This window comes from Agromyces sp. NPDC060279 (genome assembly GCF_042726785.1).
GTDB lineage: Bacteria > Actinomycetota > Actinomycetes > Actinomycetales > Microbacteriaceae > Agromyces.
In genome coordinates this window covers 230,398-244,614 of sequence record NZ_JBHXBK010000001.1, presented here as the reverse complement: position 1 = coordinate 244,614, position 14,217 = coordinate 230,398, and the positions used below count along the sequence as shown (strand labels likewise).

Annotated in this window: 13 protein-coding genes, 1 pseudogene and 1 riboswitch; of the genes and pseudogenes, 12 read left to right on the top strand and 2 right to left on the bottom strand. The window is 72.2% G+C overall.

Features of this window, described 5'->3' with window-relative positions; genetic code table 11:
- The first annotated feature begins 12 nt into the window (after window positions 1–12).
- From gatC to ACFWE1_RS01120, 11 genes are all read left to right on the top strand, one after another.
- Window positions 13–315: an Asp-tRNA(Asn)/Glu-tRNA(Gln) amidotransferase subunit GatC gene (gene gatC, locus ACFWE1_RS01170; RefSeq protein ID WP_189084818.1), complete on the top strand. Its 303-nt coding sequence runs from the start codon at window positions 13–15 to the stop codon at window positions 313–315.
- Window positions 312–1,853, top strand: coding sequence for an Asp-tRNA(Asn)/Glu-tRNA(Gln) amidotransferase subunit GatA (gene gatA, locus ACFWE1_RS01165; RefSeq protein ID WP_376931734.1), 1,542 nt, complete (start codon window positions 312–314; stop codon window positions 1,851–1,853). The genes gatC and gatA overlap by 4 nt, the downstream gene beginning before the upstream one ends.
- Entirely contained in the window at window positions 1,853–3,373 is a 1,521-nt protein-coding gene (gene gatB / locus ACFWE1_RS01160) for an Asp-tRNA(Asn)/Glu-tRNA(Gln) amidotransferase subunit GatB (protein ID WP_376931733.1), read from the top strand. Before gatA ends, gatB begins: the two co-directional genes overlap by 1 nt.
- 108 nt (window positions 3,374–3,481) lie before the next feature.
- Window positions 3,482–4,102: a hypothetical protein gene (locus tag ACFWE1_RS01155; protein ID WP_376931732.1), complete on the top strand. Its 621-nt coding sequence runs from the start codon at window positions 3,482–3,484 to the stop codon at window positions 4,100–4,102.
- A 43-nt stretch (window positions 4,103–4,145) separates the two neighbouring features.
- The gene (locus ACFWE1_RS01150; RefSeq protein WP_376931731.1) at window positions 4,146–5,426 is read left to right on the top strand and encodes a DNA polymerase IV; all 1,281 of its coding nucleotides are present in this window, start codon (window positions 4,146–4,148) and stop codon (window positions 5,424–5,426) included.
- A gap of 63 nt (window positions 5,427–5,489) precedes the next feature.
- Window positions 5,490–5,825: a hypothetical protein gene (locus ACFWE1_RS01145; protein ID WP_243568160.1), complete on the top strand. Its 336-nt coding sequence runs from the start codon at window positions 5,490–5,492 to the stop codon at window positions 5,823–5,825.
- Window positions 5,826–5,907: 82 nt separating this feature from the next.
- Window positions 5,908–6,018, top strand: a riboswitch (TPP riboswitch).
- 35 nt (window positions 6,019–6,053) lie between these two features.
- Complete coding sequence (locus ACFWE1_RS01140) at window positions 6,054–6,692, top strand: ECF transporter S component (protein WP_376931730.1); 639 nt, start codon at window positions 6,054–6,056, stop codon at window positions 6,690–6,692.
- Window positions 6,689–8,179 (top strand): ABC transporter ATP-binding protein, encoded by a 1,491-nt coding sequence (locus tag ACFWE1_RS01135; RefSeq protein ID WP_376931729.1) that lies wholly within the window; start codon window positions 6,689–6,691, stop codon window positions 8,177–8,179. Before ACFWE1_RS01140 ends, ACFWE1_RS01135 begins: the two co-directional genes overlap by 4 nt.
- Window positions 8,176–9,042, top strand: a complete 867-nt coding sequence (locus ACFWE1_RS01130) for an energy-coupling factor transporter transmembrane component T family protein (RefSeq protein WP_376931728.1) — start codon at window positions 8,176–8,178, stop codon at window positions 9,040–9,042. The genes ACFWE1_RS01135 and ACFWE1_RS01130 overlap by 4 nt, the downstream gene beginning before the upstream one ends.
- Window positions 9,039–9,593, top strand: a complete 555-nt coding sequence (locus ACFWE1_RS01125) for a zeta toxin family protein (protein ID WP_376931727.1) — start codon at window positions 9,039–9,041, stop codon at window positions 9,591–9,593. Before ACFWE1_RS01130 ends, ACFWE1_RS01125 begins: the two co-directional genes overlap by 4 nt.
- A 42-nt stretch (window positions 9,594–9,635) precedes the next feature.
- Window positions 9,636–9,893, top strand: a complete 258-nt coding sequence (locus ACFWE1_RS01120) for a hypothetical protein (protein WP_376931726.1) — start codon at window positions 9,636–9,638, stop codon at window positions 9,891–9,893.
- A gap of 35 nt (window positions 9,894–9,928) precedes the next feature.
- Here the strand turns inward: ACFWE1_RS01120 and ACFWE1_RS01115 are convergent, their stop codons facing one another.
- Together ACFWE1_RS01115 and ACFWE1_RS01110 are read right to left on the bottom strand one after the other, a co-directional pair.
- Window positions 9,929–11,164, bottom strand: a complete 1,236-nt coding sequence (locus tag ACFWE1_RS01115; RefSeq protein ID WP_376931725.1) for a hypothetical protein — start codon at window positions 11,162–11,164, stop codon at window positions 9,929–9,931.
- Between the two features lie 54 nt (window positions 11,165–11,218).
- Window positions 11,219–11,566, bottom strand: coding sequence for a metallopeptidase family protein (locus ACFWE1_RS01110; RefSeq protein WP_376931724.1), 348 nt, complete (start codon window positions 11,564–11,566; stop codon window positions 11,219–11,221).
- Between the two features lie 287 nt (window positions 11,567–11,853).
- On the opposite strand from ACFWE1_RS01110, the pseudogene ACFWE1_RS01105 reads away from it, so the two are divergent.
- Window positions 11,854–14,217: pseudogene (locus ACFWE1_RS01105) on the top strand (hypothetical protein); the annotation flags it as partial.

The following is a 14,217-nucleotide window of genomic DNA, read 5'->3' as shown; positions in this document are numbered from 1 at the left end:
GTTCGGAGCAGCATGCCTGAAATCAGTGCGGAGCAGGTCGCCCATCTGGCGAACCTCGCTCGCATCGCGCTCACCGAGGAGGAGATCGCGCACCTCACCACCGAACTCGGCCAGATCATGCAGGCCGTCGAGCAGGTGAACCAGGTCGCGACCCCCGACGTCCCGCCGACGAGCCACCCCATCCCGATGCAGAACGTCTTCCGCGCCGATGTGGTGACCGACGACGTGCTGAGCCCCGAGCAGGCGCTCTCCGGCGCCCCTGAGCGTGACGGCGACCGCTTCGTGGTCTCCGCGATCCTGGGGGAGGAGCAGTGAGCCACTCCGACGAGCTGATCCGTCTCAGCGCCGCCGAGCTCGCCGGCCGTCTCGGCCGCGGCGAGGTGAGCTCGGTCGAGGCGACCACGGCGCACCTCGACCGCATCGCCGCCGTCGACGGCGCCGTGCACGCGTTCCTCCACGTGAACGCCGAGGGCGCTCTGCGCGCCGCCGCCGAGGTCGACCGGGCCCGCGCCGCTGGTGAGTCGCTCGGCGAGCTCGCCGGCGTGCCGATCGCCATCAAGGACGTGCTGGTCACCGAGGGCATGCCCTCGACGTCCGGCTCGAAGATCCTCGAGGGCTGGATCCCGCCCTACGACGCCACCCCCGTGCGCAAGGTGCGCGAGGCCGGCCTCGTGCCGCTCGGCAAGACGAACATGGACGAGTTCGCCATGGGCTCGTCCACCGAGCACTCCGCGTACGGTCCGACGCACAACCCGTGGGACCTCGACCGCATCCCCGGCGGCTCGGGCGGCGGCTCCGCCGCCTCCGTCGCGGCCTTCGAGGCGCCGCTCGCCCTCGGCAGCGACACGGGCGGCTCGATCCGACAGCCCGCGCACGTGACCGGCACCGTCGGCGTGAAGCCCACCTACGGCGCCGTGAGCCGCTACGGCTCGATCGCCCTGGCCTCCTCGCTCGACCAGATCGGGCCCGTCACCCGCACGGTGCTCGACGCGGCGCTGCTGCAGGACGTCATCGCGGGGCACGACCCGCACGACTCCACCTCCATCGCCGAGCCGTGGCCCTCGATGGCCGAGGCGGTGCGCCGTGCCGATGTGCAGGGCCTGCGCATCGGCGTCGTCAAGGAGCTCGACACCGACGGCTTCCAGGCCGGCGTCCGTCAGCGCTTCCACGAGTCGCTCGAGCTGCTCGAGCGCAACGGCGCCGAGATCGTCGAGGTCGAGGCGCCCAACTTCGAGCACGCGATCGCCGCGTACTACCTCATCCTGCCCGCCGAGGCCTCCTCGAACCTCGCGAAGTTCGACTCGGTGCGCTTCGGCCTGCGGGTGACCCCGCAGGGCGGCGGCACGGTCGAGCAGGTCATGGCGGCGAGTCGCGAGGCGGGCTTCGGCCCCGAGGTGAAGCGCCGCATCATCCTCGGCACCTACGCCCTCTCGGCCGGCTACTACGACGCCTACTACGGCAGCGCTCAGAAGGTGCGCACGCTCGTGCAGCGCGACTTCGACCAGGCGTTCGCGAAGGTCGACGTGCTCGCCACGCCGACCGCGCCGACGACCGCCTTCAAGCTCGGCGAGAAGCTCGACGACCCGCTCGCGATGTACCTGAACGACATCGCGACGATCCCGGCGAACCTCGCGGGCGTCCCCGGCATCTCGCTGCCCGCCGGCCTCGCGCCGGAGGACGGCCTGCCCGTCGGCATCCAGTTCCTCGCCCCGGCCCGCCAGGACGCCCGCCTCTACAACGTGGGCGGCGCCCTCGAGCGGCTGCTCGAGGCGGAGTGGGGCGGCCCGCTGCTCGCGAAAGCCCCTGATCTCTCGACCCACGAGCTCACCGCGACCGAGGAGGGCGCACTCTGATGGCGCGCGTCGAACTGATGGACTACGAGCAGGCGCTCGAGCTCTTCGAGCCGGTGATCGGCCTCGAGGTGCACGTCGAGCTCAACACCGAAACGAAGATGTTCTCGCCCGCCCCGAACCCGGCGAACGAGAAGTACCACGGCGCGGCGCCGAACACGCTCGTCTCGCCGGTCTGCCTCGGTCTGCCCGGCTCGCTGCCGGTCGTGAACGGCGAGGCGGTCGAGAAGTCGATCTCGCTCGGCCTCGCCCTCGGCTGCTCGATCGCCGAGTCGAGCCGCTTCGCCCGCAAGAACTACTTCTACCCGGACCTCGCGAAGAACTACCAGATCTCGCAGTACGACGAACCGATCGCGTTCGACGGCGAGGTCGAGGTCGAGCTCGCCGACGGCCGCACCTTCCAGGTGCCGATCGAGCGCGCGCACATGGAGGAGGACGCGGGCAAGCTCACGCACGTCGGCGGCGCCACCGGGCGCATCCAGGGCGCCGAGCACTCGCTCGTCGACTACAACCGTGCGGGTGTCCCGCTCGTCGAGATCGTCACCCGGCCGATCTTCGGCGCCGAGGGCGACGCGCCCGAGCTCGCCAAGGCGTACGTGTCGACGATCCGCGACATCGCGATCTCGCTCGGCATCTCCGAGGCGCGGATGGAGCGCGGCAACCTGCGCTGCGACGCGAACGTGTCGCTGCGTCCGCGGGGCGCGGACAAGCTCGGCACCCGCACCGAGACGAAGAACGTGAACTCGTTCCGTTCCATCGAGCGCGCGGTGCGGTACGAGATCCAGCGCCAGGCGGCGATCCTCGCGAAGGGCGGCGCCATCACGCAGGAGACCCGGCACTGGCACGAGGACACGGGCACCACGAGCCCGGGCCGTCCGAAGTCCGACGCCGACGACTACCGCTACTTCCCCGAGCCCGACCTCGTGCCCGTGGTCCCGTCGCCCGAGCGCGTCGCCGAGCTGCGCAACGCACTGCCCGAGCCGCCTGCGGCCCGCCGTCGCCGGCTCAAGGCCGAGTGGGGCTTCACCGACCTCGAGTTCCAGGACGTCGTGAACGGCGGCCTGCTGAACGAGGTCGCCGCCACGATCGCCGCCGGGGCGAGCCCCGCCGCCGCCCGCAAGTGGTGGACGGGCGAGCTCACCCGACTCGCCAATGCGAGCGAGACGGATGCCGCGTCGCTGGCCTCGCCCGAGCACGTCGCCGAGCTCGCCGCCCTCGTCGAGGCGGGCACGCTCACCGACCGTCTCGCGCGCCAGGTGCTCGAAGGCGTCGTGGCGGGCGAGGGCTCGCCGCAGCAGATCGTCGACGCCCGCGGGCTCGCCGTCGTCTCCGACGACGGCGCCCTCATCGCGGCGATCGACGAGGCGCTCGCGGCGCAGCCCGACGTGCTCGCGAAGATCCGCGACGGCAAGGTGCAGGCCGCCGGCGCGGTCATCGGCGCCGTCATGAAGGCGATGCAGGGCAAGGCCGACGCGGCTCGCGTCCGCGAGCTCGTGCTGGAGCGCGCCGCCGCGGCGGAGTAGCGAACCGCGCTCACGGGAGCCGGTGCCGATTCGTCGGCACCGGCTCCCAGCCGTTTCGTGGGCGCGCTCGGTACGATCGCCTTCCCCACCAGGAATGACGAGGACAGCATGGGATTCTTCGATCGACTCTTCGGCGCTCCCGAGGAGCGTCCCGCCGCCCAGCCCGCCCCGCAGGCCCGAACCCTGAGCGAGGACGAGCTCGCGGTCGAGCGCTACCGCTATCTGCTGCGCACCGCACCGCCGGAGTCCATCGAGCAGGTGCACGCCGAGGCCTTCGCGAAGCTGACGCCCGAGCAGCGCCACCAGGTGTTCCAGGCGCTCAGCGAGCAGGCGCCGGCGGGGGAGCGCCTCGTGTCCGACGAGCCCAGCGCGCTCGCCCGAGCGGCGACGCGCCACGAGCTCCGGGCACCGGGCAGCATGGAGCGCGCCTTCCAGGGCGGCGGGCGCGGAGGCGCGGCAGTGGCGGGCGGGCCGTCGTTCGGGCAGATGCTCGGCGGTTCCATGCTCGGCACCATCGCGGGCGTGGTGGTCGGCTCGGCGATCGCGCAGGCGTTCCTGCCCGCCCCCGGTGCGTTCGAGGCCGGCGGCGAGGGCACGGGCGATCAGGGCGGTGACGCCGGGGCCGATCAGGGCGGTGACGCCGGCTCGGTCGATGCCGCGGGCGCGGATCAGGGCGGCTTCGGTGACGGCGGCTTCGGTGATTTCAGCGGCGGCGATTTCGGCTTCTGACCGCCGGGACGCCGATGTCGGCGGCGGGGGATAGGGTCGCAGCATGAGCAAGCAGGACGGCTCGTCGAGGCAGGTCACCACCGGCCCCGTCGACGACTCCGGCACCCCCATCCTCCACGTCGACATGGACGCCTTCTTCGTCTCCGTCGAGCTGCTGAGCCGACCCGAACTGCGCGGCAAGCCCGTGCTGGTCGGCGGCACCGCCGGGCGAGGGGTGGTGTCGGCGGCGAGCTACGAGGCGCGCCGGTACGGCGTGAACTCCGCGATGCCCATGTCGGTCGCCCTGCAGCGCTGCCCGAACGCCATCGTCCTCCGGGGCGACTACCGCAAGTACAGCGAGTACTCGCGTCGGGTGCTCACCATCTTCGAGTCGGTCACCCCGCTCGTCGAACCGCTCTCGATCGACGAGGCGTTCCTCGACGTCTCGGGGGCTCGGCGACTGCACGGCAGCCCGGCCGAGATCGCCTGGAGCATCCGCGAGCGCGTGCGGGCCGAGACCGGGCTCACCTGCTCGGTCGGCGTCGCGGCCTCCAAGTACGTCGCCAAGGTGGCCTCCGGTCGGGCGAAGCCCGACGGCATGCTCGTGGTCCCCGCCGACGAGACGGTCGCGTTCCTGCACCCGCTGCCGGTGTCCGCGCTCTGGGGGGTCGGCCGGGTCACCGAGCAGTCGCTCGCGAAGCTCGGCCTGCACACCGTCGGCGACGTCGCGGCCATGCCGCCCGAGGCGCTCGAACGGGCGGTCGGCCCCGCCCTCGCCGAGCGGCTGCTCCGACTCGCCAACGGCGACGATCCGCGCGAGGTGTCCACGCACCGGGTCGAGAAGTCCATCGGGCACGAGACGACCTTCGGGCACGATCTCGCCGATCCCGCCGAGATCCGGCGTAGCCTGCTCGACCTCTCGGGCAACGTCGCGGTCCGGCTGCGGCGTGCCGGTATGGTCGCCCGAACCGTCGTGCTGAAGCTGCGCTACGACGACTTCCGCACGATCACCCGCTCACGGACGCTCGCCGAGCCGACCGACGTCGCCCGTCGCATCTACGACGAGGCCGTCGAGGCGATGGCCGGGCTCGTGGGCCGGGGCGAGCGGGTGCGGCTCATCGGGGTCAGGGGCGAGCAGCTGCGGCCGGCCGACGGCGGCTTCGCGCTGTGGGACCCCGACGAGGAGTGGCGTGACGCCGAGCGCACGGTCGATCAGGTCGTGGCGAAGTTCGGCACGGGCGCGGTGAAGCCCGCGGCCCTCGTGGGGCGCGCGCCCGACCGCTCGGCGGCGGGGGCGCGATTCCGGCAACCGCTCGACGGCGGCGACCGCCCCACCGAGCACTGAACGCGGCAGGCGGGCCAAGCGCAAGCCCTGGAGTCGGATCGCCGGCGCGGGTACCGTTGACGCATGGCTGAATTCGTGCTCGACCTCGCAGAGAACGTCGCCGGTGTCGGCGTCAAGACCTCCTACGGCGACGCCGTCGACCTCGACGGCACCACGGTGATCCCCGTCGCGCTCGGCTGGTACGGCTTCGGCGGCGGCTCAGGCACCGACGACGAGGGCCAGTCCGCCTCGGGCGGCGGTGGCGGCGGGGCATCCATTCCCCTCGGCGCATACGTCGGTCGCGGTGGCGGCGACGTCCGCTTCGAGCCGAACCTCATCGGGCTGCTGCTCGCCGCGACGCCGTTCGTGTGGGTCGCCGGCAAGGCGCTGAAGGGCATCATCCGCGCGTTGAAGCGCTGAGCGACGCCCAGCCCACGATCCGCGTCCTCACGACGCACGACGACGCCGGTCGGCCCACGCCGCCCGGCGTCGGCGTATACTCGTGCTCGAACACGGGAGTCCGGTGAGCCGGGCTGAGAGGAAGGTGCTCCAACCTTCGACCGTCGAACCTGATCTGGGTCATGCCAGCGCAGGGAGATCGATCTCTTCATTCCCGTGCCGCTTTCCACTGAAGAAAGGGCACGTACAGTGCACGCGAACGCGAACCAGCAATCCACCGTCGATCGGCCCGCCAAGCGGACCCGCGAGCTGCGCTGGCGGGTCGTCGACATCGTCGTCGCCGCCGTCATCGGCGTCGCGACGGGACTCCTCTTCCTGCTCTGGAACAACATCGGCTATGCCTGGTTCTCCGCGGCCGACGCGCTGACGCCCGGCCTCGGCGGCATCGCCGTCGGCATCTGGCTCATCGGCGGGGTCCTCGGCGGCCTCATCATCCGCAAGCCCGGCGCGGCGCTCTTCGTCGAGCTGCTCGCGGCCGTCGTCTCGGCCCTCGTCGGCAACCAGTGGGGTATCGAGACGCTCTACTCCGGCATCGCGCAGGGCCTCGGCGCCGAGCTGATCTTCGCGCTCTTCGCCTACCGCCGCTTCGGGCTGCTGCCGGCGATCCTCGCGGGCGCCGCGTCGGGCGCGGGGGCCTGGCTGCTGGAGCTGTTCACCTCTGGCAACCTGCAGAAGTCGCCCGAGTTCCTCGGCCTGTACTTCACCACGATCGTGATTTCGGGCGCGGTGCTCGCCGGCATCCTGGGCTGGATCATCGTGCGGGCGCTGGCTGCGACCGGCGCACTCAGCCGCTTCGCCGCCGGACAGGACGTGACGCAGCGGGTATGAGCGACACGGTGGGCGGGCGCCCCGCGCCCGCGGGCGTCGAAGCGCGCGGCTGGGGCTGGCGTCACGCCGGCCGCCGCCGCTGGGCCATCGACGGACTCGACCTCAGCGTCGCGCCGGGTGAGCGGGTGCTCCTCGTCGGTCCCTCGGGCAGCGGCAAGTCGACGGTGCTGCACGCCCTGGCCGGGGTCAACGGCGGGGCCGAGGAGGGCGAGTCGGTCGGCGAGCTGCTGATCGACGGGCTCCGGCCCGCCGATCGCCGCGGGCGATCGGGCCTGGTGCTCCAGGATCCGGACTCGCAGGTCGTGCTCTCCAAGGTCGGGGACGACGTCGCCTTCGGGTGCGAGAACCTCGGCATCGAGCGGTCGGAGATCTGGTCGCGCGTCCGGGACGCCCTCGACGCGGTCGGCCTCCAGCTGCCGTTGGACCACCCCACCGGCCGGCTCTCCGGCGGCCAGAAGCAGCGGCTCGCCCTCGCCGGCGCGATCGCGATGCGCCCCGGCCTGCTGCTGCTCGACGAGCCGACGGCGAACCTCGATCCCACCGGGGTCGCCGAGGTGCGCGACGCGGTGGCCCGCGTGCTCGATCGCACCGGGGCGACCCTCGTCGTCGTCGAGCACCGCGTCGATGTCTGGCACCGGCTCGTCGACCGGATGGTGGTGCTCGGTCGCGACGGCCGGGTCATCGCCGACGGTCGGCCGGCCGAAGTGCTCGTGTCCGCGCGCACCGAGCTGCTCGCGGCGGGCGTCTGGGTGCCCGGCGAGCCGCTCGAGGTGGGTGCTGCGCGGGCCGTCGCGACGCCGGATACCGAGGCGCTGCTGCGCGGCCACGAGCTGACGATCGGCCGCTCGGCGGGCCGCCCCCTCCGGGCCGAGATCGAGCTGGCGATTCCGGCCGGCGCCTCGACCGTGCTCACCGGGCCGAACGGGGCGGGCAAGTCGACGCTCGCCCTGACGATGGGCGGACTGATCCGCCCGCTCGCCGGCCGGGTCGTCGCGGCGCCGGCGCTCGCGAGGGGACTCGGGGCCGACCCGGCGGGCTGGCGTTCCCGGGAGCTGCTGAGCCGGATCGGCACGGTGTTCCAGGAGCCGGAGCACCAGTTCGTCGCCCGGACGGTGCGGGCCGAGCTCGGCGTCGCCCTGCGCGCCCTCGGGGTGAAGGACGCGGCCGCGCGCATCGAACCGGTGCTCGAGCGACTCCGTCTCGACCACCTCGCCGAGGCGAACCCGTTCACGCTCTCCGGCGGCGAACAGCGCCGGCTCACGGTCGCCTCGGTGCTCGTCGCACGGCCGGGCGTCGTGATCCTCGACGAGCCCACCTTCGGGCAGGACCGGTTGACCTGGATCGAACTCGTCCGCCTGGTGCGCGAACTGACCGACGACGGCGTCGCCGTGCTCTCCGTGACGCACGACGCGGCGTACCGCGAGGCGCTCGGCGACGTCAGGTACGCCCTCGGCAGCGACGCCCGGGCAGAGGAGCGGGCGGCATGACCGGCCGGGTCGGGCGCGCCGAGCCGGTCACGATGCTCCTCGGGCGTCCGCCGGGTGTCGCTGCGGAGACGGAGACGAGTGAGCCGGATGCCTCGCACCGCCACCGCTTGCGATTCCTGCCGCGGGTGAATCCCGTCAGCCGGCTCGCGGCCGCGATCCTCGTGACCACGCCGCTGCTCTTCACGATCGACTGGCTGAGCGCCGCGATCGCGCTCGTGCTGCAGCTCGCACTCTTCCTGCTCGCGGGGGTGCGTCCGGCGACGATCCTGCGCCGCTGCTGGCCGATCCTCGTGGCAGCGCCGCTCGCCGGAGTCTCGATGCTGCTGTACGGCCGCCCCGCGGGCACGGAGTACTGGAACTTCTGGCTCGCCCGGATCACTGACGGATCGATCGAGCTGGCGATCGCGGTGACGCTGCGCGTGCTCGCGATCGGACTGCCGGCGGTGCTGCTCTTCCTCGACGTCGATCCGACCGAGCTCGCCGACGGGCTGGCGCAGGTGTGGCGCTTGCCGTCGAGGTTCGTCCTCGGTGCGCTGGCCGGGGCGCGCCTCATCGGGCTGTTCCTCGACGACTGGCGGGCCATGGCGATGTCGCGACGGGCCCGGGGGATCGGCGATCATGGGGCGCTGCAGCGCTTCGCCACGATGGCCTTCGCACTCCTGGTGCTCGCCATCCGGCGCGGCTCGAAGCTCGCGACGGCGATGGAGGCGCGAGGATTCGGGGCGCGGACCGCGCGGAGCTGGGCCCGCCCCTCGAGCGTCGGTGCGGCCGACGCCGTGCTCATCCTCATCGCGCTCGCGGTGGCCGGATGCGCGATCGGCGGGGCGATCGCCGCGGGCACCTTCCACCCGGTGTGGGCGTGAGCGCGCCGATGGCCGCGCCGAGCGCGGCGGCGCTCGCCCGCGTCCGCGAGCTCCTCCGGCGGCGCCGACCGGCGCTCGTGGCGATCGACGGGCCGAGCGGCGCGGGCAAGACGACGCTCGCCGAGGCCGTCGCCGCAGAATGGCGTCGCGCCCCGGTACTCATCCAGCTCGACACGGTCTACCGCGGCTGGGAGGGCCTCGACGAGGGAGCTGCCGAGCTTCGCCGCCACCTCGTCCCGGCGACCCGGGACGGGAGGATCGGCCGGGTCCGCGAGTGGGACTGGGCCCGCTCGCGCGTCGACGGGGTGCGGACGGTGCGGCCGGGCCGTCCGCTCGTGATCGAGGGGTGCGGCGCGTTCGCCGCCGTCGCCGAGCAGCCGGATGCGGTCCGCATCCTCGTCGAGGCGGCGCTCGGCGACCGTCGCGGCCGCGCGCTCCGTCGCGATGCTGGCGCGTTCGACCCCTACTGGGAGCTGTGGGAGACCCAGTGGCGGCGACATCGCGCACGCGAACGCGGCGGGGCGAGCCCCGACCTCGTCATCCGGGCCTGAGGCGTCCTCCCGTCGCGGCGCGGCCGGGGTTACGGTAGTGACATGACTGCAGACAACGCGCCCGGCGAGTACCTCGCTGAATTCGTCGACGGCCCGCTGGAGGGCGAGTTCGATCGTCGCGCCCTCGTGGACGGCGCATCGGAGGCCCGGATCGGCATGGTGGCCGCGGTCGACGGCCTCGAGTCCCTGTTCTGGTACGACCGCATCGAGGAGCGGGAGGTCGCCGGCGAGCTGCGCGTGCGGTTCCAGTTCGACCCGAGCGACTCCGACCCGGTCGAGGCCGACGAGGAGAACGACTGAGTCGGGTCGCGCGGCCTCGCTGAGCGCGCCGGCGCTCAGCGGGACTGCTGGCCCTCGATGAACGCGCCCACGATGGCGCCGGGGTTCAGCAGCCGCCACAGCGGTCCGGGGTCGCCGATCGCGGATTCGAGGGCGACGCTCGAGGAGAGCGTCGCCCCAGCCATGTCGATGGCCACCTCGCCGACGGTCCGCCCGGCGGGTGCCGTGGTGAACGGTTCGACCTCGAGCGCCGGCCGGCCGGGCTCGGCCCCCCAGGCCTCCGCGTCGCGCGAGCCGGTGGCGAGGAGCGCCGAGCGATCACCCCAGGGGGCGCGCACCTCGCCGTAGCTCGCTCCCTCGACGATGACCGGAACGGGGGCGGCCGCGGCGCCGACGCTCTGCAGGAGGGCGGCGATCGCCGGGTCGAGGGTCTCGTAGTCGGGCATCCGCACGAAGGCGACGACGAAGTCGGCGGCCCCATCGCCGGAGCCGAGCGGGGCGCGTCCGACGAACACGAGGCCGGCCTCGTCCGTGAAGCCGCGCACCAGGGCGTCGAGGCCGTCGTCGGCGGCATGATCGGCGACGTGCGGGATCTTCCGTTCCCCGCTGACCTGCACCCCGTCGACGATCGACGCGATCGCGGGCTGCGCCAGGGCGAGCGCCGCCAAGCGGGCCACTTCCTCCGCCGTGCCCACGCTGTCGCCGGAGAGCCCCGTCGCGTCCGCGACGCGGAGCGTCTCGAAATCGTGCTCCTCGAGCCATCCGTTCGCGCGGTCCACGTAGGCGTCGACGCTGCCGAACGCCCAGCGGGCGAGGGTGTCCGCGTGGTTGTTGCTGCTCGCGAGCAGCACGGCTCGCGTGACGTCGCGCTGCGACCAGCGGTCGCCGGGCGAGACGGGGAGCGTGCGCGTGCCCTCCTTCTCGGCCTGCAGGTACTCGGTGTAGTCCTGGGGCCCGATCGTGAGCTCCGCTCCGGCGGCGTCGACCGGCAGTGACAGCGCCTCGCTCGTGACGAGCACGGTGACGAGCTTCGCGGCGGCGCCGATCGGCAGGGGCTCGGCATCGCCCGCGGTCGCGAGCACGGCCGGCGTCTCGCCGACCCTGGCGACCGCGCTCGCCCCGTCGCCCGGCAATGCGAGCGGCGCAGGCGGCTCGGCGGCCGGGGGAGCGGCGGCGACCACCTCGACCTCGGGCAGGGGCCCGAGCAGCATGGCCGGAGCGTACGCCCCGATGCCGAGGATCGCGATCGCCCCGATGACGATGCCGATCGTTCGGCCGGGGGAAGCACTCATGGAATCAGGCTACCTGCGGGCGCCGGTGACACCGCTCGGCGCCACGGCCGACGGTCAGGCCCAGCCGAGCTCGTGCAGGCGGTCGTCGTCGATGCCGTAGAAGTGCGCGATCTCGTGCACGAGTGTGACGTGGATCTCGTCGCGCAGCGTCGCCTCGTCGTCGCAGATCGCGAGCAGCGGTTCGCGGTAGAGGATGATCCGGTCGGGCATCTCGCCGAAGCCGTAGCGGTCGCGATCGGTGAGGGCGGTGCCGTCGTACAGGCCGAGGAGGTCGAGCGACCCGTCCTCCGGCCGGTCCTCGACGACGAAGACGACGTTCTCGAGCCCGTCGACCATGTCGTCGGGGAGCTGGTCGAGCTCGTCGACCACGATGCGCTCGAAGGCCTCTGCGTCGAGTTCCATGCGTGCTCCTGATCTCGGGCGGCGGGGCGCGCTGGGATTCGGCCCCGGTTGCGGTGGACGGACGTCGCCTCAGCGTACCCCGCGTGGAATGGGCGACCAGCGTCACGCCTCCCGCGACCGAGCCCTGCAGCTCGCACTGAAGGGCGCCGCTGATCGGATGTGCCGCGCAGGAACTGGATCGCCGCGCCGCCAGGGGCTGGAGCGTGACAAAGCGGAGGGGCTCTGCATAAGATGACGAATGAACGCCTGGCGAGATGCGGGATGCCAGCAACGCTCAAGGGGGAACGATGTCGTTGACGCAGTCGAAGACCGCACGAAGCCCGGGGGCACGATTCGTGCTCGCCCTCGCGACGATCCTGGCGGTCGTCCTCGGCGGGCTCGGCATCCAGGCTCCCGCCGCGTACGCCGCCGCTCCGTTCAGCTCCGACTTCCTCTATGGAACGAATGCCGGAAACGGTGGGCAGATCTACCGCATCGATCCGGCGACCGGCGCCTCCGTCTACATCCTGCAGACCCCGGTGGCGGAGACGATCAACTCCATCGCGCTCACAGCGGACGGCAACGAGATGCTCGTCGCCAGCGCCGCTCGCGTCTTCATGTATGACGCGCCGAGCGAGCGGTGGACCGTCGTTGCCCGCCCGGCGAACGACGCCGCGGGCACCACGATGGGCGGCGTCAACTCCAAGTCGGGCTGGTACTACTACGGCGGCCGAGACACGGCCGACACGAGCCTCAGAACCTTCCGCTTCGCCGCCTTCGACACCGTCTCGCGCAGGCTGGTGTCCCGCGCGCTGACCGTGACGCTGCCGGGCAACACCGGGGTGAACGGCGACCTCGTGTTCGACCAGCAGGGCAACATGTACATCCTGACTTCGGACGCCGCGGAGGGCGTCGGCTCCCAGGTGTGGCGAGTGGACGCCTCGACCGTCTCGACGACGACGGGCGGAACCGCGATCGGGACCCCGGTCGGTGCCAAGTTCGCCAACACTCAGCTCAGCAACGGTGCCGCGTACGGTCCGGACGGCTACGGCTACCTGTCTCGCACACTGTCGGGCGGAGGGTCCGAGCTCCTGCGCACCGACCCCGTCTCGTTCTCCTTGATCTCCAGGATCCGCATTTCGCCCGCCGCCGTGCAGATCACCGACCTCGCGTCCCGCGCGTTCCAGCCGACCGTGCTCGTCGACGTCGACTTGCCCGACGGCCGATACGGCGACGGCGATCAGTTCCACATCACGTTGAAGGGGCCGGACGCCAACGACCCCGCGATCTCCGCGGAGACCACGGGCACGGAATCGGGCGTGCAGAATCAGGAGGAGCGCGAGTACATCGGCCGCACGGCGGCCTTCGCCGGCGACACATACACGATCGAACAGACCGCGGCGGGCACGACGAATCTCGGCAACTACACGACGACCTGGGTCTGCCGGGACATCACCAACGACCGGGAGGTCTCGAGCGGCGAGGGCAATCGCGGAACCTTCAGCGTCCCTTCGTCCCCGATCATCGACATCGACTGCAGGTTCACGAACGTTCCGGTCCGGCCAGGACTCACGCTGGAGAAATCGGCGGACCGGACTGAGCTGGTCGCCGGCGAGACCATCACCTACGAGTTCCTGGTGCGGAACACCGGCAATGTGCGGCTCGACGATCTCACGATTACCGAGGGCGAGTTCACCGGTTTCGGAACGATGTCGGCGGTCAGTTGCGATCCGACGAGTCTCGCCCCCGACGAATCCGTGACGTGTACGGCTACCTATGAGGTCACCCAGGCCGACGTCGACCGAGGGACGGTCGAGAACACCGCGACCGCGACCGGCACGCCGCCGAACGGGGCGGACCCGGTGATCTCCGAACCGTCGGAGGCCGTCGTCCCTTCTGAAGCCGATCCCGGCATCTCGATCGTCAAGTCGGCGGATGCGAGCGAACTGGTCGCCGGTGAGACCATCATCTACACCTTCGTGGTCGAGAACACGGGCAACGTCACGCTCAGCGACGTCGCGGTGGACGAGGGCGACTTCAGCGGCTCGGGCTCGCTCTCGGCGGTCGTGTGTGACGACGGTGCTGCCTCGCTCGCGCCTGGGGACACCGTGGTGTGCACCGCCAGCTACGAGATGACGCAGGCCGACGTCGACGCCGGCACGATCGAGAACTCTGCCACGGCGTCCGGCACGCCGCCGGGCGGCGGTGATCCCATCTCGTCCGAACCGTCGAGCGTGCGCATCCCGCAGGAGCCGGCACCTGCCATCTCGCTGGTCAAGCGCGCGGACCCGGTGGAGTTCACGGCGGGCCAGACCATCACCTACACCTTCGCAGTGCGCAACACGGGCAATGTCACGCTGAGCGATGTCGTGGTGAACGAGGGCGACTTCTCGGGCACGGGCTCGCTGTCGGCCGTCGTGTGCGAAGACGGGGCCGCCTCGCTCGCACCGGGTGACGTGGTGGACTGCACCGCGAGCTACGAGGCGACGCAGGAGGACGTCGACCGCGGCAGCATCACGAACTCCGCGACCGCGAGCGGAACGCCCCCCGAGGGCGAGCCGGTGACCTCGGAGCCCTCGGAGGCGGAGGTCACCGCTGATCCGGCGCCGGCGATCGAGCTGACGAAGTCGGCGGATCGTACGGAGCTCGTCGCGGGGCAGACGATCACGTAC